Below are 21,057 nucleotides of genomic sequence, written 5' to 3'. Positions count from 1 at the left end.
TTTTACTCCGCCAGCGCCTCCACAATCACCCTTATTTTCGGCTGTAAATGCTGTTTTTTCTGCCAAAGCACGGAAATCGGCACGGGTGGAGGCATAAAATCTGCCAGCACTTGCACTGCTTCGCCGCTGTCGATATAGGGTTGAAACAACCAATCGGGCAGCATTGCCAAGCCATATCCTGCCAAAGTCATTTGCAGTCTTGCATCGCCGTCGTTGGTTTGGTGTGCGGCTTGAATTGGAAAGGCTTGGGCTTCGCCGTTTCTGTTTTTCAGCCACCAAACTCGTTCGGATTGTCCGCCTGTAATCGCGGAATGTTGTGTCAAATCATCGGGCGTTTGCGGCTTGCCGTGCTTGGCAAGGTAATCGGGTGATGCACAAATCATCATCTGCGAATGCCCGATTGGCTTGGCGATAATATCCGCCAAATCGCCCAGTTCGCCAAAACGCACCGCAATGTCCACGCCCTCGGCAATCATATCCACATTACGATCTTGAAAGACAAGATCAAATTTCAATCTCGGGTATCGCTGCCCCAACGCCAACAATTTCGGCAACACATATTGCCGCCCGTAAGTGGTGGGCAAATCTACCCGCACTCGCCCGATGGGTTCTTGTTGCTCGTTGGAAAGCAGTTGCTCCGCCTGCACCAACTCTTCCATCATTCGCTTGCACGCCGCCAACCACACTTCACCTTCGCTGGTGAGCGTGATTTTTCGGGTAGAACGATGGAAAAGTTGCGTGTTCAACCGTTTTTCCAAGCGTGAAATGCTTTTGCCCACCGCGGAACCTGTTAGCCCTAATTTCTCCGCCGCCGCGCTGAAACTGCCGAGTTCAACGGTGGCGAGAAACTCTTTAATACATGAAAAGTCTTGCATTTATTGTTCCCTATTGGCTCGTAGGGTGTGTGAATTTGAAAAATTCACGCACGCGGATATTTTGCGTGCGTGAAACTTCGTTTCACACACCCTACAATTATAGAATTTAATTCCTAAATAAATGGAATTTTAACACATTAATCAAATTATAAGAATAAATATAATGTAACCAACAAAACAAACAACAAGGATTCCAAAATGACAAAACAAATTCAATTTAATCAAACCGGCAATGCAAATGTACTTGAAATCGTGGACGTGAATGTTCCTGCGCCGCAGCCAAACGAAGTGCAAATCGAATTTCACGCCTTGGGCTTGAACCGTGCGGAAATTATGTATCGCAATGGGCAATATGTGATTGAGCCGCAATTCCCTGCCCAATTGGGCTATGAAGGGGCGGGCGTGGTGCGTGCGGTGGGTGAGAATGTTGCTGGCATTCACATTGGCGATCACGTCAGCATTATTCCAAGTTTTATGTTCACCGAATACGGCACTTATGCGGAAGTGGCGAATATGCCGGCACACGCGGTCGTCAAACACCCTAAAAACCTCTCCTTCGAGCAAGCTGCGGCAAGTTATATGATGTTCGTGACCGCTTATGGTGCGCTAATTGAACTGGGCAAACTGCAAGCGGGCGAATTTGTGCTGTTAAATGCAGCCACCAGCAGCGTGGGCTTAGCGGCGATTCAAATCGCGAAAATGCAAGGCGCGACAGTGATTGCCCTTTCTCGCACTCACGCCAAGGGCGATGTGTTGTTAGAAAAAGGGGCGGATTTTGTGCTTGCTACGCAAGAAGACGACATCACGGCACGCCTTAACGAAATCACAAAAGGTCGCGGTGTTGATCTGGTATTCGATCCCGTGGGCGGTAAAGGTGCGGCGGACATTTTCAAAGCAATGGCGCAAGACGGGCGTTATTTCATCTACGGTGCATTAAGCCACGATGATATTGCCGTGCCGGTGTTCGATATTCTCGGCAAACACTTAACCTTGCGCGGCTACGAATTGTTTGAAATCACCACCGTGCCTGAAAAGCTCGAACACGCTAAAGCCTATGTGAATGAAGGCTTAGCCAGCGGCAAATTACGTCCGGAAATCGACCGCACTTTCGCCTTTGAGCATATTCCACAAGCCCACGAATACATGGAAAGCAACGCACAAATCGGCAAAGTGGTGGTAAATGTGAAATAAAGTGCGGTCATTTTTACGAAAGATTTTGCAAGACCGCATAAGGAGAACCCTATGAACGAAATGAACAACGTGCCGAATTTATCGGTGTTAGGACAAGATAACAGCCAACTTTTCCACGCTTCAAACGCGAACACACAAACAACCTTGCCGGCGGATTTGGCACGCCACAAAGCCTTTTCGCAAGTGTTTCAAAAAGACAAATTAACGCTTGGACTCATCGCGCCATTCAAGGGCTACCCGAACACGCCAATCCCGAATGTGGAAGATATGGGCGACGTCGCGGAGCTTGCCGAAAAACTCGGTTTTGCAGCCCTTTGGCTGCGTGATGTACCATTTTTCGACCCGAATTTTGGCGATGTGGGGCAAGGTTTAGACCCGTTCGTGAGCCTTGGCTATCTTGCGGCTCGCACCAAAACCATCGCGTTGGGAACGGCAGGGATTGTGTCGCCCTTGCGTGAACCGATTCATATCGCTAAAGCTTCAGCAAGCGTTGATGCGCTGACTAACGGACGTTTTATCCTTGGCTTATCCAGCGGCGACCGCTCGGTGGAATATCCAGCGTTCAAGCAAGATTTCGGCAACCGCGCGGAACGTTTCCGCGAAAGTTGGGACTTGATTCGCACGCTGACCAACCGTGCAACGCACAATTTCCCCGTGTTCAAAGGCGAACATTACGGCAACTTGACAGGCAATATTGATGTTGTGCCGAAAGTGAAATCCCGCTTGCCGATGGTGGCGATTGGGCGCGCTCGCCAAGAATTAGATTGGCTTGCCAACACCGCCGACGGCTGGATTTGGCACGGCGTAAACCCGAAAGACACCGCAAACATCGTACAAACGCTGGCGGAACTCAACCAAGACGGCAACTGGCATCCCTTCGGCTATGCGAACTTTGTCGAGCTTTCCGAAAACCCGAACGAACCCGCAAAACTGTTCAACAACATCTATTTGCGTGGCGGCGCAAACGGCTTGCTGGAATTTTGGCAAGAACAAAAAGAAAAAAGCTTGGCACACGTTACCATTAACTTGAAACCGACCGAACGCCCTGTGGTAGAAGCGTTGCAGGATTTGGCGGAGAATGTGGTGGCGAAGTTGAATCGCTAGGCTAAAAGAAAAGAGCGGTTGGTTTTTACTAAGATTTTGCACAATGCTTGCGTTTGAATGTTAGCTTTGCCAAGGACTCCAAAGGAGCAAGCGAATCGAGTAAAACTAAAACGGAAGTCTGATTTTTTAATTGGACTTCCGTTTTTTTTCACGTTGTTTTTGCCGACAATGGCACAATCGATAAGGTCTTCCCTAACGGGGCAAGCAGTTTCAGCAATGTTTCAAGTTGCGGATTGGTTTGCCCTTTCTCAATGCGGGCAATCACGGGTTGCTTCACGCCACTTAAAGTTTCAAGCTGTTTTTGGGAAATTCCCAACTGCTGGCGAGCAGTGATCAATTCTTTAATTAACGCCACCCGTAAATTACTTTCGCGGATTTCTTCTTCACTGAAAACTTGGCTTTCAAACTCATTCCAGTTTGAGCCTAATGGACTGACTTTATTCATTTTTTAATCTCTCTTTTAAATCGACCAAACGTTGCTGGGCTATTTGAATTTCTCGCTTCGGTGTTTTCTGAGTTTTCTTCATAAATTGATGAAGTAACACAAACCGACCGCCAACCAATGCAGCAAACAAAATGCGATCTCGAATGGGGCGAAGTTCCCAAATATCGCCTTCTAAATGTTTCACATAAGGTTCACCTGCTCGCGTGCCAAGTTCGCTTAATAATTTGACATAATCCCGAATCTTATTGAGCTTAATACGGCTATCTTTGCTTTCATTTTTTGCAAGAGAAAACAGATATTCCTTTACAGGTTCAACACCGTTCTTATCTCTGAAAAAGATAATTTCGTACATAATTTATCCTATTTATTGCCTCATTTCAATAACTAGAAAGTTATTAAATTAGCTGTTGAGCATAAATAGAAACAAAAGTTTTGCACGGCTCACGTTTCAATTTTTCAAGCAAGATCGCAAAAAATGAAAAAAGCGGTTACTTTTTTAAATGTTTTTTTCCCGTTTTGGGGCTTGTATCTCTACCGCCCTTATCAGCCGATCACGCCAAAACGCGTACTGGTAGTGTTTGAGTTATTGAAAGATATTTTGAGAAAAGAAATGGCATAAAAATACACTAAAAAGCGACCGCACTTAGTCGATCACTTTAATGATTTTCGCCGGCACGCCGCCCACGACGCAATTTGGCGGGACATCTTTGTCCACTAACGCCCCACGGTGATTAAACGAACATTCTACAAGCGCATTGATCTAGTGACAAAATTCAATAAATACTTGCTTGTCCATTACTCGTCCTTTTTAAATTTAATGCGGCTTGATTGCGAAAGTGCGGTCAAATCGCCGTTAAATTTCCCTAGATAAATCAAACCCGTTGCCTTTTCTCCTTGTTCAAAGAACATCGCCACATTACCCCATGGGGCGTAATAAGTGATATCGCCCGCATTCGCGGCATAGCTTTCGGGAGCATTTTCGGCGCTAAGTTTGTGTGACGGGTAGAAGATTTTTTCGTTGTGGGAATAATTGTCGAGCTTACTTTCTAACGGCAACAGCTGCCAAAAACTTTGGCTGGTTGGGTTCTCTTCAAGCGTGGCGGAATACACGTCGCTGTCTAGGGTGATTTTAAGTTTCATCGTTGCTCCTGCATTGAGACTGAATAATGCAAGTGCAAGCATAAACCATTTTTTCATTTTGCAAAATATCGTTAAAAAATAACCGCTCTTTCGAGCGGTCTGTGACGATTATTTCAAATTTGCTTTGAAGAATTGTTCAAATTTATCGTAAGGGATTTTGCCTGCCACATCATCGTATAAATCGACATGCGTTGCGTTTGGTACGATGTATAACTCTTTGTTTTTGCTGCCCAATGATTGGAACGCTTCTTCACCAAAATAGCGTGAGTGGGCTTTTTCGCCGTGAACCACAAGGGCTGGGGCTTTCAACTCTGCCGCACGTTGTAAAAGTGGCATATTGATGAAAGCAATCGGCGTGGTTTTTGACCAACTTGCATTTGAGTTCACCGAACGAGGGTGGAAGCCGCGTGGGGTTTTGTAGTAGTCCGCATATTGTTTCACGAACAACGGTGTGTCTGCGGTGTGCGTTTCTGGTGCAGGTAAGTGGTCGTTTTTGGCAACGTGTTCAGGTTCGCCATTTTCTGCATCTGCCCAACGTTGTACGTTTAACGCTTCTTTCATTTTGTAGCGAGCTTCTGCGTCCATTGCCGGTTTACGATCATAGGTGCCTTGTGCGTTTGGCGTGAAGTCGATTTCATAGCCGTCCGCCATCACTTTACTCATATCGTACATGGTGCTGACCGCTACCGCTTTCACGCGAGTGTCCGCCACTGCTGCGTTCAATGCCATACCACCCCAACCGCAAATGCCTAGAATCCCGATTTCATCACGGTTCACAAAACTTTGTAAGCCTAAGAAATCTACTGCCGCGCTAAAGTCTTCGGTGTTAATGTCAGGGCTGGCGATGTTGCGTGGTTCGCCCGCACTTTCCCCCGTGTAAGAACCGTCAAAGGCTAGAGTAACAAAACCACGTTCTGCCAAGGTTTGTGCGTATAAGCCTGAAGATTGTTCTTTCACTGCACCGAACGGGCCGCTCACTGCAATGGCGGGCAATTTACCTTTCGCGCCTTTTGGTACATATAAGTCGCCCACAAGCGTAAAGCCATAGCGGTTTTTGAAGGTGACTTTATGGTGTTCGACTTTATCGGATTGTTTGAATGTTTTATCCCAAGTTTGTGTTAATTGCATGGTTTGAACTCCTTTCATCGGTGTGATGTTTACCTCTGCCATCGCAGACGTTGCGAATGTTGCTGAAAGTGCTGCGGCAAGTGCAGTGGTTTTTAAGATTCTTTTTAACATTTTGTTTTTCCTAGTAAATGTTGATTGATGACGATGATGAGGAATCATCTGTTTACGGGGTTCATTATAGAAATCAAACTATTTCGAGTAAATTCACAAAAATGAATTTCACAATTTCTGAAAATGGAATAATAAAAATGCCACCGGAAAAAACTTCAAGTGGCATGATTCTGTTTTTATGCTTGGTTAGCGCGTAGGCTATGCATGACGTTTTGCCGTCGATGCAAAGGTGATTTTGTCCGGGCGATAACTAATGCTGCCGTATTGAAATGGGCGCCCGTCGGCTAAATACGTGGTGCTGGTGACGTTCACGACCATGTTATATTCGCCAAGATCCATGGTGCTTTTTTCTTCTTCATTGGCATAGCGAAAAACAATTTCCCGTTGCGAATGGCTGATTTTTAAGCCCAACTCATTCTCTAAATATTGGTAAATGGATTGCTCCGCAATTTCTCGGTTAATAAAAGAGACAATGCGACGATCAAAATACGACACTTCATATTCCACTGCTTCCCCATCAATTTCACGGATACGACCTATACGGTAAAAGTCAATTTGATCATTTACGTTAAAGATCTGCATTAATTCCTCTTCCCCTTGCACAATGTACAGGCTGGTTAAGGTGGTTTTCACTTGATGGGTTAAAGGGCGGTTTAATTCACCCACGGTTTTGATTTCGGAAAGCAACTGCGGCTTTGATAAATTGTGATCCAACACAATGGACGTTCGCCCTTGCTGTTTCTGAATATAACCGTTCATTTCAAGCAGAGAAAGGGCTTTTCGGATGGTGTCTTTCGAAAAGCCATATTCCTGCATCAGCTCACTTTCACTGGGTAATTCTTGTTTTGCGGCTAAGGTTCCGTTGGCAATTTTGCTTTTTATATCGTTATAAACCGCTTTGTATTTACTCACTTTCCCACTCCATTTTTTTGCTTTGATTCCTTATTCCAAACGCCTAATAGCATAACACAAACTTTTATAGTTATACGTATAGTTTTTGTGATCAATATCACACTTTTACGTTAAGGATATAACTTTTACGTAAAAGTTATTGCATAAAATAACGTTTAGGTTAAAATCGCCCGCAATTTTTACTCCCAAAGGAAACATTATGACTACTCGTTCAAGCGGTGTTTTGATGCACATCACCTCGCTACCCAATTCATTCGGAATCGGTAGTTTTGGGCAATCCGCTTATGATTTTGTGGATTTTTTAGTGGAAACCAGACAAACCTACTGGCAAATCCTCCCCTTAACCACCACCAGCTACGGCGATTCGCCTTACCAATCCTTCTCCGCCATTGCCGGCAACACCCATTTAATTGATTTCGCTTTATTAACCCAAATGGGCTTATTGAAAGAAGCGGATTATGCCTCGGTCAACTTTGGCGATGATCCGACAAAAGTCGATTACGAACGCATTTTTTATGCGCGTCGCCCTATCTTAGAAATCGCCGTCAAAAATTTCCTCGCCGATAAAAAACGCCAAGCTGACTTTAAAAACTTTGAAAAAAACAACCGCACTTGGTTAGAAGATTATGCGGAATTTATGGCAATTAAAGAGCATTTCGACAATAAAGCCTTGCAAGAATGGGAAGATAAGCAGGTTGTTGCCCGTCAAGCAAAAGCCCTTGAGAAATACCGCAACATGCTGAAAGAACAGATTCAGTATTTTAAAGTGACGCAATATTTCTTCTTTGAACAATGGCTGGCATTAAAAGATTACGCCAACCAAAAAGGCATCAAAATTATCGGTGATATGCCGATTTATGTGGCGGCGGACAGTGTTGAAGTGTGGACAATGCCCGAGCTTTTCCAATTAGATAAAGCACGCAATCCGCTGTTTGTTGCGGGCGTGCCTGCAGATCAATTCAGTGCCACCGGACAACTTTGGGGCAATCCGCTGTATGACTGGGCTGAACACAAAAAACAAGGCTATGCGTGGTGGATTCACCGTATTGAAGAAAGCTTTAAGATTTACGATATGCTTCGTATCGATCATTTCAAAGGCTTTTCCGATTATTGGCAAGTGGACGGCAAAGCGGACATTGCCAAATACGGCAGCTGGCAGCCGGGCCCGGGCTATGATTTATTTAAAGCGGTGAAAGCCCAATTGGGCGATTTGCCGATTATCGCCGAAGATCTGGGCAATATTGATGAAAAAGCAGAGAAATTGCTGGCAGATTGCGGCTATCCGGGCATGAAAATTTTGCAATTCGGTTTTGAAGATGTAAGCGGTGAAAGCCTTGATAGCCCGCATTATTGCATTCCGCATTGCATTGCTTACACCGGCACGCACGACAATGATGTGATTAACGGCTGGTATGCGGAGTTGGAACCGAAGCAACAACAATATATCAATGCTTATACTCACCGCCGTGCCGATGAATCCGTTTGTCAGGCAATGGTTCGCCAATTATTCGCCACGGTGAGCAATACAGTGATCGCCACCATGCAAGACGTTTTAGATTTGCCTGCCAGCTCAAGAATGAATATTCCGTCCACGATTGGCGGAAACTGGGAATGGCGAATGCAAGAAGGCGATTTAACCCAAGCCAAAAAAGATTTCTTAACTCAAATGACCACCTTATATGGACGCGCTAATAAGGAAAAAACCATGCTCAAATTTACGACTTTTGTGCAAACAACTACACAGAAAACCCTTGAACAATTAAGCGATCGCGAAATTTACGTGCAGCTCTTAAATTACGTGAAAAACATTGCGGCAGATAAACCGAAAAACACGGGAAAACGCAAGGTTTACTACATTTCCGCAGAGTTTTTGATTGGTAAATTACTCTCTAACAATTTAATCAATCTTGGTGTGTATCAAGAAATCAAAGACGAATTGGCGCAGGCTGGTAAATCCTTAAGCCATATTGAAGATATCGAACCGGAACCGTCTTTGGGTAACGGCGGATTGGGGCGTTTGGCTTCTTGTTTTATTGATTCTATGTCCACCCTCGGTTTAAACGCGGAAGGGGTCGGCTTGAATTATCATTGCGGCTTATTTAAACAAGTCTTTAAACACAATGAACAACAAACCGAGCCGAATGATTGGATTGAACAAGACTCTTGGCTGATTCCAACGGATATTAGCTATGAAGTGCCATTTAAAACCTTTACTCTGACTTCTAAGTTAGATCGTATTGCTATTTTGGGTTATCAAAAAGACACGAAAAACTACCTCAATCTTTTTGACATTGAATCCATTAATCATAATTTGATTAAAGAAGGCATTACCTTTGATAAAACCAAAATCAAAGAAAATTTAACCCTGTTCTTATACCCTGACGATTCCGATAAAAAAGGTGAATTATTACGCATTTATCAACAATATTTTATGGTGTCCAATGCGGCGCAATTATTAATTGACGAAGCCATTGCACGCGGCAGTAATTTACATGATTTAGCCGATTATGCTTATGTGCAAATTAATGATACCCACCCTTCTATGGTGATTCCGGAACTCATTCGTTTATTAACGGAAAAACATCATATTGATTTCACCGAAGCCGTTGAAATTGTACGTAACATGGTGGGCTACACCAACCACACCATTCTTGCCGAAGCCCTCGAAAAATGGCCGTTAGCCTACTTAAACGACGTGGTTCCGCACCTTGTGGTGATCATCAAAAAATTGGATAAATTAATCCACACAGCCTATAAAGCGCCTGAAGTGCAAATTATTGATAAACAAAAACGCGTGCATATGGCACATATGGATATTCACTTCTCCAATTCAGTGAACGGCGTGGCGGCATTGCATACAGAGATTTTGAAAAATTCCGAGCTTAAAGCCTTTTATGAAATTTATCCGGAAAAATTCAATAACAAAACCAACGGCATTACGTTCCGTCGCTGGTTAGAGTTTTCCAATCAGGAATTGGCTGCTTATATTAAAGAATTAATCGGCGATGGTTATTTGCATGATGCGACGCAATTAGAAAAATTGCTTGCCTTCAAAGACGATAAAAAAGTGCACAAAAAATTAGCTGAAATTAAATTCAAAAATAAATTGGCACTCAAAACCTATCTGAAAGAAAACAAAGGCATTGAGTTGGACGAAAATTCCATCATTGATACGCAAATTAAACGTTTCCATGAATATAAACGCCAACAAATGAACGCCCTTTATGTGATTCATAAATACCTTGAAATCAAAGCGGGGAAATTGCCGAAACGTAAAATCACCGTGATTTTCGGCGGAAAAGCCGCACCGGCTTATGTGATTGCGCAGGATATTATTCATTTAATTCTTTGCTTATCCGAATTAATCAATAACGATCCGAAAGTGAGCCCATATTTAAACGTGCATTTAGTGGAAAACTACAATGTCAGCGTGGCGGAAAAACTGATCCCGGCGACGGATATTTCAGAGCAAATTTCCCTTGCCTCAAAAGAAGCGTCCGGCACGGGTAATATGAAATTTATGCTTAACGGCGCGCTCACCTTGGGCACAATGGATGGCGCGAACGTGGAAATCGCGGAATTAGCCGGCGCAGAAAACATCTACACCTTCGGTAAGGATTCGGAAAGCATCATTAAACTCTATGAAACCGCCGGTTATGTTTCCAAAGAGTATTACAAAAAGGATAAAAACATCAAAAGAGCGGTCGATTTTATCCTCAATTCTAAACTGGTGAAGTTAGGCAATGCGGTGCGTTTAAAACGCTTGCACGATGAGTTGCTCAATAAAGACTGGTTTATGACCTTAATCGACTTTGATGCTTATATCACGGCGAAAGAACAAATTCTGGCGGATTACGAAGATCAGGATAGCTGGAATGAAAAAGTGATTCATAACATCGCCAAAGCCGGTTTCTTCTCATCGGATCGCACCATTGCACAATATAACGCCGATATTTGGCATTGTGAGGAATAAGGGGAACGTATGAAATTACTTACCCTCAATGTACACGCTTGGTTAGAAGATAACCAAGCGGAAAAAATCGACATCATTGCCGACACCATTATTGAAAAGGGCTACGACATCGTCGCCCTGCAAGAGGTGAATCAATTAATGTCCGCCCCCGCTATTTCACAAGCCTTAAAAGCCGATAATTATGGCGTTGTCTTGTTGAATAAAATCAACCAACGGGCGACGCAAAAATATTCGCTGTTTTGGAGTAATTCACACATTGGCTACGATAAATATGATGAAGGTATCGCCTTTTTAACCCGCTTGCCGGTGTATGAGGTGGATGCCTTTTATTGCAGCCAACATCAACGTTTGGATTCCATTCTTTCCCGCAAAATCCTTGGCTTAACCGTGGAATATCAAGGCGCGCTTGTGGATTGCTATTCCTGCCATATCAACCTACCGAATTGCGAGGGCGAAAATCAGCTCGATAACATTCGTACTATCGTAGAACGCAGCCAAAGCTCAAGCCTTAAAATTTTGCTGGGCGATTTCAATACGGATGCAATCAGCGATCCCAAGGCTTATCAGAAAATTAAATCCCTTGGTCTGTTTGATACTTTTGACCTGGCGGAACAGAAAGATAGTGGGATTACCGTTGAAAAAGCGATTGATGGCTGGAAAGGTCACAGCGAAGAAAAACGATTGGATTATATTTTTTTAAATCAAACAAAAAGGGTTTTATCAAGTCAGGTAGTTTTCAATGGCAAAAATAAACCGGTAGTTTCCGACCATTTCGGTTTGGAAGTCGAGCTCATACTGTAGGAGAACATACATGAAAAAATTGCTCAGTTTTGAATTTTGGCAAAAATTCGGCAAATGCCTAATGGTGGTGATTGCCGTGATGCCTGCCGCAGGCTTAATGGTGAGTATCGGTAACTCGTTACCGTTAATTAGCGATGCCGAATGGCTGGCACGCGTGGGTAATATTATCGCGCAAATCGGTTGGGGCATTATCGGCAACCTGCATTTGTTATTCGCTTTAGCCATTGGCGGCAGTTGGGCGAATGAGCGCGCAGGCGGTGCCTTTGCTGCCGGTCTTGCCTTTATTTTAATCAACTTGATTACCGGTCACTTCTTCGGTGTGAAAATTGAAATGTTAGGTGATCCGAATGCTCACGTCAGCACCCTCTTGGCTGGTGACATTCCGGTGGCAAACTACTTTGTGAACATCCTCGGACAACCTGCATTAAATATGGGGGTATTCGTGGGGATCATCGCCGGTTTTGTGGGCGCGACAACCTTCAATAGCTACTACAACTTCCGTAAACTGCCTGAAGTGCTTACCTTCTTCAACGGTAAACGCTTTGTACCTTTCGTGGTGATTTATCGTTCCGTATTGGTGGCATTAGTGTTAGCGGTGTTCTGGCCCGTGGTGCAAACAGGTATCAACCATTTCGGTGAATGGATTGCCAACTCACAAGACTCCGCGCCTATCCTTGCGCCTTTTGTGTACGGTACATTAGAACGTCTTTTACTGCCTTTCGGTTTACACCATATGCTCACCATTCCGATGAACTATACGTCATTGGGCGGTACCTATGAATTCTTAACCGGTATGCAACAAGGCAAACAAGTCTTCGGACAAGACCCATTGTGGCTCGCTTGGATCAGCGATTTAATCAACCTGAAGGACGCCGGCAATATGGCGCAATATAACGAGCTCCTTGCTAATGTTACCCCTGCACGTTTCAAAGTAGGTCAAATGATCGGCTCAAGCGGTATCTTAATGGGGATTACCCTCGCCATGTACGTAAACGTGGATGCGGATAAGAAAACCATCTACAAAGGGATTTTCCTTTCTTCCGCCCTTGCCGTGTTCTTAACCGGCGTAACAGAACCGATCGAATATATGTTTATGTTCGTTGCATTACCGCTTTACCTGGTTTATGCAGTTATCCAAGGTTGTGCATTTGCCATGGCGGATATTGTGGATTTACGCGTACACTCATTCGGTAACATTGAGTTCTTAACCCGCACGCCAATGGCAATTAAAGCGGGCATCGGCATGGATCTTATCAACTTCATTTGGGTATCCGGAGTGTTTGCCGTCGCGGCATTCTTAATTGCGAATTTCATGATTAAGAAAATGAACTTAGCGACCGCCGGTCGTAACGGCAACTACGACGCCAAAGGCTCAGACGAAGCCCCTGCCGAGGAGAAAAAAGTCGCCAATGCCAGCGCACAAGTAGTGAAAATCATCAACTTACTTGGCGGCAAAGATAATATCGCGAATGTGGACGCTTGTATGACCCGCCTCCGTATCACCGTTCACAACCCGGAATTAGTGGGCAAAGAAGCGGAATGGAAACAAGTAGGCGCAATGGGCTTTATCGCCAAAGGCACCGGCATCCAAGCCATTTACGGCCCGAAAGCCGATGTATTGAAATCAGATATTCAAGACTTACTGGCTTCAGGTGTGGATATTCCGAAAGTGTAATTTTACCTTCCTCTCTCCCTCAAAAGTGCGGTGAATTTTCACCGCACTTTTCTGTTTAGAACACTGTATTATTTTCAATGTGGTTATATAATTTGGCATCATCATTTCTAAAAATGGAATAACCATGAACAACCGCTTTGAAACCCTAAAAGTCTTTTGCTCCCTTGCGGAAACCCTACAATTTAAAGAAACCGCGAATCGCCTTGCCGTGTCGCCCCCCGTCGTCACACGCTTGATTGCCGAACTGGAAGATTATTTGGGTGAGCCGTTATTTCAACGCAACACGCGCCAAGTGCATTTAACGGATTTCGGCGAGCAATTTTTGCCGCAGGCGCAGCAACTGTTAGCCGACAGCGAACGCCTGTTCGTGCCGGGCAAACAACGAGAAGCAGAAGACATGCACGGTGTCGTGCGCATTACCGTGCCGAGCTGGCGGTTGAACGATGACATTTTGGCAAAATTATTGACCGCACTTTCCCCTTATCCGAATCTGGTGATCGACTGGCGAGACGATATGAGCAAGCTCGATTCGGTAAGCCACCGCATTGATATTGGCGTACGTATCGGGTTAGAACCCGACCCGAACTTCATCGTCCGCAAAATCACCGAGATCGGTGATGTCTTGGTTGCCGCTCCCAGCCTACTGGCACGCTTGGGTGAACCGACATCGCTGGAAGACCTGGAACAGCGTTTTCCTTTCGCCGCAGAAATTAACGTTGAAACAGGCAGAACCTGGCATTTTCCGTTAAATACGGAACAAACGCTCAAACCACGACATATCCGCTTCCAAAGCACGAGCGTGTACAGCAATTTGCAGGCCGTGCTACAAGGCAAGGCAGTGGGCATGTTGAGTGATTTTCTGGTTCAACCTTATCTTCAATCCGGCGAATTACGCCAACTGTTTCCCGAGGTGGAAATTCAAAAATGGCAACTGTTTTTATATCGCCCGTACGAAACCATCACGCCGCCGCGCGTGTTGAAAGTGTTTGAAATGTTGGAAGGAATTTTGCGGGAGCAATTTCAATAAAAAACACCCTAGAAAACGACCGCACTTTTCTTTTACCGTCGAACCCACATCACGGAATTCGTTATGCTTAATAAAATCGAACAAACCTTAGAAAAACTGCGCGCCCATTACGGCGAGCAGAATTGGTGGAACAGCGAAAACCGGCTGGCGGATTGGCTGTCGATGATTCTAATTCAGCAAACCACCGCACAAAATGCCATCAACGCCCTATGTCAACTGGAGGATATTTTAACGTTGGAACAACTGTTGGCGGTATCTGAAGAAGAGTTGCAGCGTCGAATTCGATCGGCGGGATTTTATAAACAGAAAAGTGCCTATATCAAACATCAAATGATGTGGTTTGCCGAGCGGGGCGGGGATTTGCGCGCGTTTGAAACCGTACCGACCGAAACCTTGCGCCAAAATCTGCTTGCCCTGAAAGGCGTAGGGCAGGAAACGGCAGATGCCATGTTGTTGTATTTGTTTGATCGCAAAGTATTTATTGCCGATCAATATGCCCTGCGCCTGTTTAACCGCCTCGGCTTAAGCCAAGCCAAAAGCTACACCGCCTTACGCGCGGAATGTATGCCGTTGATGGAACGTATTTCGTTAAAAACCGCCCAAGAATGGCACGCGGTGATAGACGAACACGGAAAAGTTTTTCGACAAAATCCACTGTTGGATGAGGCGTGGTTACGGTAAAGTGCGGTCGGAAAAAACGTTATTTTTTTCCACCGCACTTTTGTGTATACCAAGCGGCAATGAAGTCGGCAATTTGCTCGATATTGTTAATATCTAAGCAAGGTTTAGCCGTCGTTAAAGGATAATCGGCAGCGATGGCGAGGACGTGTTCGTCGATTTCCGGTAGCGGTTTGATCATGTCTTTGCGGTGTAACAAAATCTTTTCGATGGGTTCCTGTTTGAAGCCTTCCACCAAAATCAAATCCGTTAATGCTTCATCAAATTGTTTGCACAAATAAGACAGGGAAATGTGTTGTTGCGGGGTTTCGGTCATCAGCGCCCAGCGTTGGTCGCACGCCATAATCACTTGGCCGGCACCCGCTTCTTTCATGCGCCAGCTGTCTTTGCCCGGCTTGTCCACCTGCGCGTCGTGGTGGCTGTGTTTAATCACGGCGGGACGCAACCCCCGTTGTTTTAGTTGCGGAAGTAATTTTTCCAATAAGGTGGTTTTACCGCTGCCGCTGTAACCGGTAATGCCAAGCATGGGAAGCATAATATTTCCTTAAAAACGATAAAATAAACGGGCTGATTATATACCAGCCCGTTAAGGAAAACGAATCGTGCGGAAATTTATAACACGCGCAATAACACCGGTTGATAAGCGGATTGGCGATTGAGTTTTTGCGCGTACCAACGCACACCGAGGAAAGAAAGTGCGGTGGAAATAAAGATAAAAAACACGCTGACAAGCTCATTCTCAAACAGCGAATCAAACAGCAAGGTGCTGAATAATAAGGTTAATAACGGCACGCAATACATAAGCAATGCGGATTTGATTAGGGAGTGTTCGGACAAGCCGATTTCCACCCGCTGACCGACTTTCAGCGGCGTGATGGTCTCAATAGTGAAAATATGCTCTCCGCGCGCACCTCGACCGGCTAATTCGGACAATGCCGAATTGCCGCAGGCGGATTTCGCCGCACAAGCGCCGCACGCGCTTTGCGATTGGCATTTCACTTTGGCTCTACCGGATTCATATTCAATCACGACCGCACTTTCCGTCAACATAATCGCCCGCTTATTTTCTGAATTTGATGTCTTGCACAATACGTTTTGCCGTAGAAATCGGCAGCTGACCGATAATGGTCACTTCTTTGCTATCCACGCTTTCCGTGTAAATAGTATATGCCCCCTGACGCCAGGTATTGTCCTGTTGTGTGGAATCGGCGATTTTATCGGAAACATATAATTTGAAAGAGAATAAACCGTCGCTGTAAAGTTGCGACTCGATTTTGTCCCCGCCGTCCATTTCGATACTGCGGTTAACGGATTTAAACCCTTCCGGCAACCAGCCCGCCTGCCATTTAAATGCCGGCGTTTTATTGGCGGCTTTGTCCATTAATAACGGCGGGAAAACCATACGGTTTAAATACGCCGGCAACCCCGACAATTCATTGCCGATATACAAATTCACCACGCGGAATTGATCCAGCAAATTGCCTTCTCGATCAAGCATATCGGTGCGTAACAACAAATGATTTTCTTCATCAATAAACGCCAGATATTGATAGCGGAAATCGTCTTTCGGCAGAATACGAATGGTTTGCACCACATGATCCGCCACGCGATTACGCCCGATATTCACGAAATCATAATATTTTTCCAAAGCATCAAAATTGGCGCGTAACAGCGGTGGCAAGTTATCCACAATGCTTGAGCCGTTAATGGTAAACGCCTGATAGTTCGGTTGGAAATAACTGATTAAATTCTCCCGTTGGACGATTTCCTGCTGCGGACCGTCAAGGGTGACCAGTTGGGCATAAGTTTTGCCGTCGGCAGTAAAATGGCGATAGCGTAGGGAATCCATGTTGGAGGGAGTGGTTTGCACAAAAGAGAATTCGTAATTTAGCTGCCCGGCAGCTTTTTTCATTTCGCCTAACAGTTGTTTCGGCGACAGATTCTCTTCTGCCAGAGATGAAAATGAACAGGTTAGCAACAAGAAAAGTGCGGTAGTTTTTAGAAACGTTTTTAACATACTTAAATTCCTAATAAACAAATTCACCACCAAAAATGGTGGTGAATTTTTCAGCAAACAGTCATACCGGAAAACATACAAAGTTTATTTTGCGCGGGTTTGTTCCAAACTTAAGGAATCGCCGTAAACCCGGCGTTGTAGTTCGTAACTTTGCAACATCGCACCGATACGTTTATTTTTTTGTTCCAACTGTTCGGTGGTAATCACATCTTTGGTCGGCGCATTATAGCTTACTTCCTGTACGCCGTTGTTAAACGGTAAGGTTTGTAATACCGGCGTATCCGGCGCATTTTGCACGGCAGATTTGTTGTTAAGGGATTGCACGCCCAACACAGCCACCAAACATACGCTTGCCGCCACCGCAACCTGTGTCATCGGCACAAACCATGACTTCAGTTTTTGCATAAACGGAGAAGATTCCACTTCTTGTGGTAGTGGCTGGGAAACGGTCGGTTGTGCAACGACAATTTCTTCATCCGCAATCAGACTTTCCATTTTTGCAGTGAAATCAGCACCTAAGAAAACGTTTGTCTCCTGACGCATCACCGCGCGAATCGTATGAAAATTCGCCCAGCTTTCTTGCAATTCCGCATCTTGGCATAATTGTTCGGTGAGTTCACTGCTAACCTGCTCACCGTCAATGTATGCTGAAAGTAATTCTTTTTGCATTTGTTTACTCCGACTAACCGTAGTTGTGTTGCTGTTTATGTCTATTAACGTTGTAAAAGCGGTTTGACCTTGCTTTCGATAATTTCACGCGCTCTGAAAATCCGCGATCTAACGGTTCCCACCGGGCAATCCATAATTTCCGCAATTTCTTCATAACTCAATCCTTCGATTTCGCGTAAAGTAATTGCCGTGCGCAAATCTTCCTGCAAGCCTTTGATCGTATCAAACACAATCTTTTTCAATTCATTGGATAACATTTCATTTTCGGGCGTATCCACATCCCGTAAATTTGTCCCCACATCGTAGGATTCTGCATCTTCAGCCAGAATATCTTCATTCGGCGGGCGACGCCCTTGTGCAGTTAAATAATTTTTTGCAGTATTTACTGCGATTCTATATAGCCAAGTGTAGAAAGCGCTATCACCGCGAAACGAATCAATGGAACGATATGCTTTTATAAATGATTCTTGTACAACATCAGGAATATCATTCGGTGAAATATACCGAGTCAGTAATCCAGCCACTTTATTTTGATAACGTGATACCAATAAGTTGAAAGCTTTCTTATCTCCCTGCTGTACCCTTTCTACCAAAGCTTGATCTGTTAGCTGTTCAGCCATATAACCTCATATATCACTTCTAACAAGCTTTAATTTCAAAGCCAGCAAGCTTCTTGTAATGCGTTAGACGAAGTGAAAGAAAAAAAGTTCAGTCCCTTTACAAACTTTACAAAAAACACACATTAAAATTAATAACAAATTAATCAATGTGTTAGATTTAATTTTTGTTGGATTTCCGCCACCATTTGACGTAATTCCGGATCCTCGATCGTGCCGTTATTAAAAAACCATGAAAATAATTGCAAGTCGGAACACGCCAATAACCGCACGAAAACAGCTTTTTTCTGTTCGCTTAATCGGGCGAAATATTGCTGATAAAAAGGCATAATGACCTTATCCAACTCCAACATACCGCGCCGGCAATCCCACTCAATGCGAAACGGATCATAATCTGTCATTTTGATCTCCTTAATCACCACAACGGGCGAATTATATAATCAGTGTGTCGTTTGCGAAAATAAATTAATCACCAATACGCCGCTAATAATCAGCCCAATCCCAATTAAACCGACGGTGTCGATTTTCTGCCCGAAGGCAAAATACGCCACAATCGCCGTCAACACAATGCCCACACCGGACCAAATGGCATACACCAAGCCCACGGAAAGCGTGCGAAAAATAATGGACACAAAATAAAAGGAACAACCATAAAACGCCAACGCGCCGAGGGTCGGAAGCGGCTTGGTAAAGCTATCGCTCACTTTCAGCAGGCTGGTCGCCACGATTTCCAAACAAATGGAAATCGCCAATAACATCCACGGATTCATGCTTTCCTCACACAAAAGTGCGGTCGGAAATTCAGTTAAAAATCCGACCGCACTTTATTCGGTAAATTACGCTTTAATTTGGCTTTTCAGGAAATCAATCAGTTGATCTTTGGCGATCATCTGCTTCTCGCCGCTACGACGGTTTTTATATTCGATTTCGCCGTTCGCCAGATTTTTCTCACCGATCACTACCATGTGCGGCACACCGATGAGCTCCATGTCGGCGAACATTACGCCCGGGCGTTCTTTGCGGTCATCGAAAATCACTTCCACGCCCTGCGCCAATAAAGTGCGGTATAAATCCTCGGCGAATTGTTGCACGCTTTCCGATTTGTGCATGTTCATCGGCACAATCGCTACGGTGAACGGCGCCATGGCATCGGATGGCCAAATAATACCGCGTTCGTCGTGATGCTGCTCAATCGCCGCCGCCACCACGCGGGTCACGCCGATACCGTAGCAACCCATGGTAACGATCGTTGGACGACCGTCTTCCCCCTGCACGGTGGCGTTCATCGCTTTGGAATATTTATCGCCTAATTGGAAAATATGTCCCACTTCGATACCACGCTTAATGAGCAACGTGCCTTTACCATCCGGGCTCGGGTCACCTTCCACCACGTTACGAAGATCGGCGACTTTCGGCAACGCCACATCGCGCTCCCAGTTAATGTTGAAATAATGTTTGCCGTCAATATTCGCGCCCGCGCTGAAATCGGACAGGATTGCCACGCTGCGGTCGATAATCACCGGAATGTTTAAGTTAACCGGGCCAAGAGAACCGACGCCCGCGCCGATTTTGGCTTTAATCGCCGCTTCATCGGCAAATTCAAACGGGGAAGCCACTTCCGCCAGTTTTTCCGCTTTCACTTCGTTTAACTCGTGATCGCCGCGAATGATTAACGCCACCAACGGCTGTTCTTCGCTCGCGCCTTTAACAATCAGGGTTTTGACGGTTTTTTCAATGGGCTGATTGAACTGTTCTACCAGCTCCGCAATGGTTTTCGCGTTCGGTGTATCCACCAATTCCATGGCTTTGGTCGGTTGCGCACGTTCGCCGACGGCAACGGCTTCGGCAAGTTCGATATTCGCCGCGTAATCGGATTCGGTGGAGAAAATCACATCGTCTTCGCCGCTGTTGGCAAGCACTTGGAACTCATGGGACGCACTGCCGCCAATAGAGCCAGTGTCCGCCTGCACAGCGCGGAAATCCAAGCCTAAGCGGGTAAAAATATTGCTGTAGGTTTGGTACATCACGTCATAGGTTTGCTGCAAACTTTCTTTGTCCATGTGGAAAGAATAAGCGTCTTTCATGATGAATTCACGGCTACGCATCACACCGAAACGCGGGCGCACTTCGTCACGGAATTTGGTTTGAATATGATACAAATTGAGGGGAAGTTGACGGTAAGAGGTCACTTCGCGACGCATTAAGTCGGTAATGGCTTCTTCGTTAGTCGGGCCGATGACAAAACCGCGTTCGCCACGGTCGGTAAAACGCAATAATTCCGGTCCATACTGATCCCAACGGCCGGATTCCTGCCACAACTCCGCCGGTTGTACCACCGGCATTTTGATCTCGATGGCGCCGCTTTTGTTCATTTCTTCACGAATGATGTTTTCGACTTTTTGCAGCACGCGCCAGCCGGTCGGCATCCAGTTATAAAGCCCTGAAGCAAGCGGGCGAATCATGCCGGCACGCAACATTAACTGATGGCTGACAATTGCCGCTTCCGCCGGGGTTTCCTTTAAGGTGGATAATAAATATTTACTTGTACGCATTGAATTACCTATAATTCTGAAGAGTTAAAAATATGAGAAAAAAATTGGCGATAGTGTATCTAATGCGCAAGCAAAAGCAAGCAGGAAATCAGGTTTCGCGCGTTACCGCCGCATTTAATGCGCCGATTTAACCCCGTAAAAA

Annotated in this window: 22 protein-coding genes; 8 read left to right on the top strand and 14 right to left on the bottom strand. The window is 45.2% G+C overall.

From position 1 onward, the window contains the following. Nucleotides 1-2 precede the first annotated feature (2 nt). Nucleotides 3-875, bottom strand: coding sequence for a LysR family transcriptional regulator (locus DK430_RS06930; protein ID WP_109078358.1), 873 nt, complete (start codon nt 873-875; stop codon nt 3-5). A 198-nt stretch (nt 876-1,073) separates the two neighbouring features. Here DK430_RS06930 and DK430_RS06925 point away from each other — a divergent pair, with 198 nt between their 5' ends. Beyond that, entirely contained in the window at nt 1,074-2,066 is a 993-nt protein-coding gene (locus DK430_RS06925) for a zinc-dependent alcohol dehydrogenase family protein (protein WP_109078357.1), read from the top strand. Between the two features lie 51 nt (nt 2,067-2,117). After that, a complete protein-coding gene (locus DK430_RS06920) occupies nt 2,118-3,170 on the top strand; it encodes a TIGR03571 family LLM class oxidoreductase (RefSeq protein ID WP_239496790.1) in 1,053 nt (350 codons plus the stop codon). A gap of 148 nt (nt 3,171-3,318) precedes the next feature. Here DK430_RS06920 and DK430_RS06915 read toward each other — a convergent pair whose 3' ends face one another. Both DK430_RS06915 and DK430_RS06910 read right to left on the bottom strand, forming a co-directional pair. After that, nucleotides 3,319-3,615: a helix-turn-helix domain-containing protein gene (locus DK430_RS06915; protein WP_109078356.1), complete on the bottom strand. Its 297-nt coding sequence runs from the start codon at nt 3,613-3,615 to the stop codon at nt 3,319-3,321. Next, nucleotides 3,608-3,967 carry a type II toxin-antitoxin system RelE/ParE family toxin gene (locus tag DK430_RS06910; protein WP_109078355.1) on the bottom strand — a complete coding sequence of 120 codons (360 nt, stop codon included), beginning with the start codon at nt 3,965-3,967 and terminating at the stop codon, nt 3,608-3,610. Before DK430_RS06910 ends, DK430_RS06915 begins: the two co-directional genes overlap by 8 nt. A 123-nt stretch (nt 3,968-4,090) precedes the next feature. On the opposite strand from DK430_RS06910, the gene DK430_RS06905 reads away from it, so the two are divergent. Next, nucleotides 4,091-4,234: a hypothetical protein gene (locus DK430_RS06905; RefSeq protein ID WP_343212222.1), complete on the top strand. Its 144-nt coding sequence runs from the start codon at nt 4,091-4,093 to the stop codon at nt 4,232-4,234. Nucleotides 4,235-4,410: 176 nt separating this feature from the next. Here the strand turns inward: DK430_RS06905 and DK430_RS06895 are convergent, their stop codons facing one another. The 3 genes from DK430_RS06895 to DK430_RS06885 all read right to left on the bottom strand — a co-directional run bounded on the left by DK430_RS06895 (nt 4,411) and on the right by DK430_RS06885 (nt 6,906). Further along, entirely contained in the window at nt 4,411-4,755 is a 345-nt protein-coding gene (locus DK430_RS06895; RefSeq protein WP_109078354.1) for a cyclophilin-like fold protein, read from the bottom strand. Nucleotides 4,756-4,863: 108 nt separating this feature from the next. Next, the gene (locus DK430_RS06890; RefSeq protein ID WP_109078353.1) at nt 4,864-5,994 is read right to left on the bottom strand and encodes an alpha/beta hydrolase; all 1,131 of its coding nucleotides are present in this window, start codon (nt 5,992-5,994) and stop codon (nt 4,864-4,866) included. A 198-nt stretch (nt 5,995-6,192) separates the two neighbouring features. Next, nucleotides 6,193-6,906, bottom strand: a complete 714-nt coding sequence (locus DK430_RS06885; protein ID WP_109078352.1) for a UTRA domain-containing protein — start codon at nt 6,904-6,906, stop codon at nt 6,193-6,195. A 175-nt stretch (nt 6,907-7,081) separates the two neighbouring features. Here DK430_RS06885 and malQ point away from each other — a divergent pair, with 175 nt between their 5' ends. The 5 genes from malQ (at nt 7,082) to DK430_RS06860 (ending at nt 15,063) form a co-directional block, all read left to right on the top strand. Beyond that, entirely contained in the window at nt 7,082-10,879 is a 3,798-nt protein-coding gene (gene malQ / locus DK430_RS06880; RefSeq protein WP_275425148.1) for a 4-alpha-glucanotransferase, read from the top strand. A 9-nt stretch (nt 10,880-10,888) separates the two neighbouring features. Further along, nucleotides 10,889-11,680 carry an endonuclease/exonuclease/phosphatase family protein gene (locus DK430_RS06875; protein WP_109078350.1) on the top strand — a complete coding sequence of 264 codons (792 nt, stop codon included), beginning with the start codon at nt 10,889-10,891 and terminating at the stop codon, nt 11,678-11,680. Nucleotides 11,681-11,690: 10 nt separating this feature from the next. Further along, nucleotides 11,691-13,355, top strand: a complete 1,665-nt coding sequence (locus DK430_RS06870; RefSeq protein ID WP_109078349.1) for a PTS transporter subunit IIBC — start codon at nt 11,691-11,693, stop codon at nt 13,353-13,355. Between the two features lie 124 nt (nt 13,356-13,479). Continuing rightward, a complete protein-coding gene (locus DK430_RS06865) occupies nt 13,480-14,382 on the top strand; it encodes a LysR family transcriptional regulator (protein WP_109078348.1) in 903 nt (300 codons plus the stop codon). A gap of 63 nt (nt 14,383-14,445) precedes the next feature. Next, on the top strand, nt 14,446-15,063 hold the full coding sequence (locus tag DK430_RS06860; protein ID WP_109078347.1) for an endonuclease III domain-containing protein: 618 nt from the start codon (nt 14,446-14,448) through the stop codon (nt 15,061-15,063). A 19-nt stretch (nt 15,064-15,082) separates the two neighbouring features. Here the strand turns inward: DK430_RS06860 and mobB are convergent, their stop codons facing one another. The 8 genes from mobB to proS form a co-directional block, all read right to left on the bottom strand. Then, a complete protein-coding gene (gene mobB / locus DK430_RS06855) occupies nt 15,083-15,595 on the bottom strand; it encodes a molybdopterin-guanine dinucleotide biosynthesis protein MobB (protein ID WP_109078346.1) in 513 nt (170 codons plus the stop codon). A gap of 77 nt (nt 15,596-15,672) precedes the next feature. After that, nucleotides 15,673-16,110: a SoxR reducing system RseC family protein gene (locus DK430_RS06850; RefSeq protein WP_109078345.1), complete on the bottom strand. Its 438-nt coding sequence runs from the start codon at nt 16,108-16,110 to the stop codon at nt 15,673-15,675. Nucleotides 16,111-16,120: 10 nt separating this feature from the next. Further along, the gene (gene rseB, locus DK430_RS06845; RefSeq protein ID WP_109078344.1) at nt 16,121-17,077 is read right to left on the bottom strand and encodes a sigma-E factor regulatory protein RseB; all 957 of its coding nucleotides are present in this window, start codon (nt 17,075-17,077) and stop codon (nt 16,121-16,123) included. 84 nt (nt 17,078-17,161) lie between these two features. Then, nucleotides 17,162-17,746 (bottom strand): sigma-E factor negative regulatory protein, encoded by a 585-nt coding sequence (locus DK430_RS06840; RefSeq protein WP_109078343.1) that lies wholly within the window; start codon nt 17,744-17,746, stop codon nt 17,162-17,164. Nucleotides 17,747-17,790: 44 nt separating this feature from the next. After that, nucleotides 17,791-18,366 carry an RNA polymerase sigma factor RpoE gene (gene rpoE, locus DK430_RS06835; protein ID WP_109078342.1) on the bottom strand — a complete coding sequence of 192 codons (576 nt, stop codon included), beginning with the start codon at nt 18,364-18,366 and terminating at the stop codon, nt 17,791-17,793. Nucleotides 18,367-18,509: 143 nt separating this feature from the next. Further along, entirely contained in the window at nt 18,510-18,764 is a 255-nt protein-coding gene (locus DK430_RS06830) for an FAD assembly factor SdhE (RefSeq protein ID WP_109078341.1), read from the bottom strand. Between the two features lie 39 nt (nt 18,765-18,803). Continuing rightward, complete coding sequence (locus tag DK430_RS06825) at nt 18,804-19,133, bottom strand: DMT family transporter (RefSeq protein ID WP_109078340.1); 330 nt, start codon at nt 19,131-19,133, stop codon at nt 18,804-18,806. Between the two features lie 66 nt (nt 19,134-19,199). Beyond that, nucleotides 19,200-20,915: a proline--tRNA ligase gene (proS, locus tag DK430_RS06820; protein WP_109078339.1), complete on the bottom strand. Its 1,716-nt coding sequence runs from the start codon at nt 20,913-20,915 to the stop codon at nt 19,200-19,202. Between the last annotated feature and the right edge of the window lie 142 nt (nt 20,916-21,057).

Origin of the sequence: Aggregatibacter kilianii, assembly GCF_003129965.1 — a bacterium.
Classification (GTDB): Bacteria; Pseudomonadota; Gammaproteobacteria; order Enterobacterales; family Pasteurellaceae; genus Aggregatibacter; species Aggregatibacter kilianii_A.
The sequence above is the reverse complement of the archived record's forward strand: the minus strand, read 5'-3'. Positions and strand labels throughout refer to the sequence as shown.

What these genes read in the sequence shown, in the direction of transcription:
- DK430_RS06930 (WP_109078358.1), bottom strand. Translation starts at nt 875, where the DNA reads ATGCAAGACTTTTCATGTATTAAAGAGTTTCTCGCCACCGTTGAACTC.
- DK430_RS06925 (WP_109078357.1), top strand. Translation starts at nt 1,074, where the DNA reads ATGACAAAACAAATTCAATTTAATCAAACCGGCAATGCAAATGTACTT.
- DK430_RS06920 (WP_239496790.1), top strand. Translation starts at nt 2,118, where the DNA reads ATGAACGAAATGAACAACGTGCCGAATTTATCGGTGTTAGGACAAGAT.
- DK430_RS06915 (WP_109078356.1), bottom strand. Translation starts at nt 3,615, where the DNA reads ATGAATAAAGTCAGTCCATTAGGCTCAAACTGGAATGAGTTTGAAAGC.
- DK430_RS06910 (WP_109078355.1), bottom strand. Translation starts at nt 3,967, where the DNA reads ATGTACGAAATTATCTTTTTCAGAGATAAGAACGGTGTTGAACCTGTA.
- DK430_RS06905 (WP_343212222.1), top strand. Translation starts at nt 4,091, where the DNA reads ATGAAAAAAGCGGTTACTTTTTTAAATGTTTTTTTCCCGTTTTGGGGC.
- DK430_RS06895 (WP_109078354.1), bottom strand. Translation starts at nt 4,755, where the DNA reads ATGAAACTTAAAATCACCCTAGACAGCGACGTGTATTCCGCCACGCTT.
- DK430_RS06890 (WP_109078353.1), bottom strand. Translation starts at nt 5,994, where the DNA reads ATGTTAAAAAGAATCTTAAAAACCACTGCACTTGCCGCAGCACTTTCA.
- DK430_RS06875 (WP_109078350.1), top strand. Translation starts at nt 10,889, where the DNA reads ATGAAATTACTTACCCTCAATGTACACGCTTGGTTAGAAGATAACCAA.
- DK430_RS06870 (WP_109078349.1), top strand. Translation starts at nt 11,691, where the DNA reads ATGAAAAAATTGCTCAGTTTTGAATTTTGGCAAAAATTCGGCAAATGC.
- DK430_RS06865 (WP_109078348.1), top strand. Translation starts at nt 13,480, where the DNA reads ATGAACAACCGCTTTGAAACCCTAAAAGTCTTTTGCTCCCTTGCGGAA.
- DK430_RS06860 (WP_109078347.1), top strand. Translation starts at nt 14,446, where the DNA reads ATGCTTAATAAAATCGAACAAACCTTAGAAAAACTGCGCGCCCATTAC.
- mobB (WP_109078346.1), bottom strand. Translation starts at nt 15,595, where the DNA reads ATGCTTCCCATGCTTGGCATTACCGGTTACAGCGGCAGCGGTAAAACC.
- DK430_RS06850 (WP_109078345.1), bottom strand. Translation starts at nt 16,110, where the DNA reads ATGTTGACGGAAAGTGCGGTCGTGATTGAATATGAATCCGGTAGAGCC.
- rseB (WP_109078344.1), bottom strand. Translation starts at nt 17,077, where the DNA reads ATGTTAAAAACGTTTCTAAAAACTACCGCACTTTTCTTGTTGCTAACC.
- DK430_RS06840 (WP_109078343.1), bottom strand. Translation starts at nt 17,746, where the DNA reads ATGCAAAAAGAATTACTTTCAGCATACATTGACGGTGAGCAGGTTAGC.
- rpoE (WP_109078342.1), bottom strand. Translation starts at nt 18,366, where the DNA reads ATGGCTGAACAGCTAACAGATCAAGCTTTGGTAGAAAGGGTACAGCAG.
- DK430_RS06830 (WP_109078341.1), bottom strand. Translation starts at nt 18,764, where the DNA reads ATGACAGATTATGATCCGTTTCGCATTGAGTGGGATTGCCGGCGCGGT.
- DK430_RS06825 (WP_109078340.1), bottom strand. Translation starts at nt 19,133, where the DNA reads ATGAATCCGTGGATGTTATTGGCGATTTCCATTTGTTTGGAAATCGTG.
- proS (WP_109078339.1), bottom strand. Translation starts at nt 20,915, where the DNA reads ATGCGTACAAGTAAATATTTATTATCCACCTTAAAGGAAACCCCGGCG.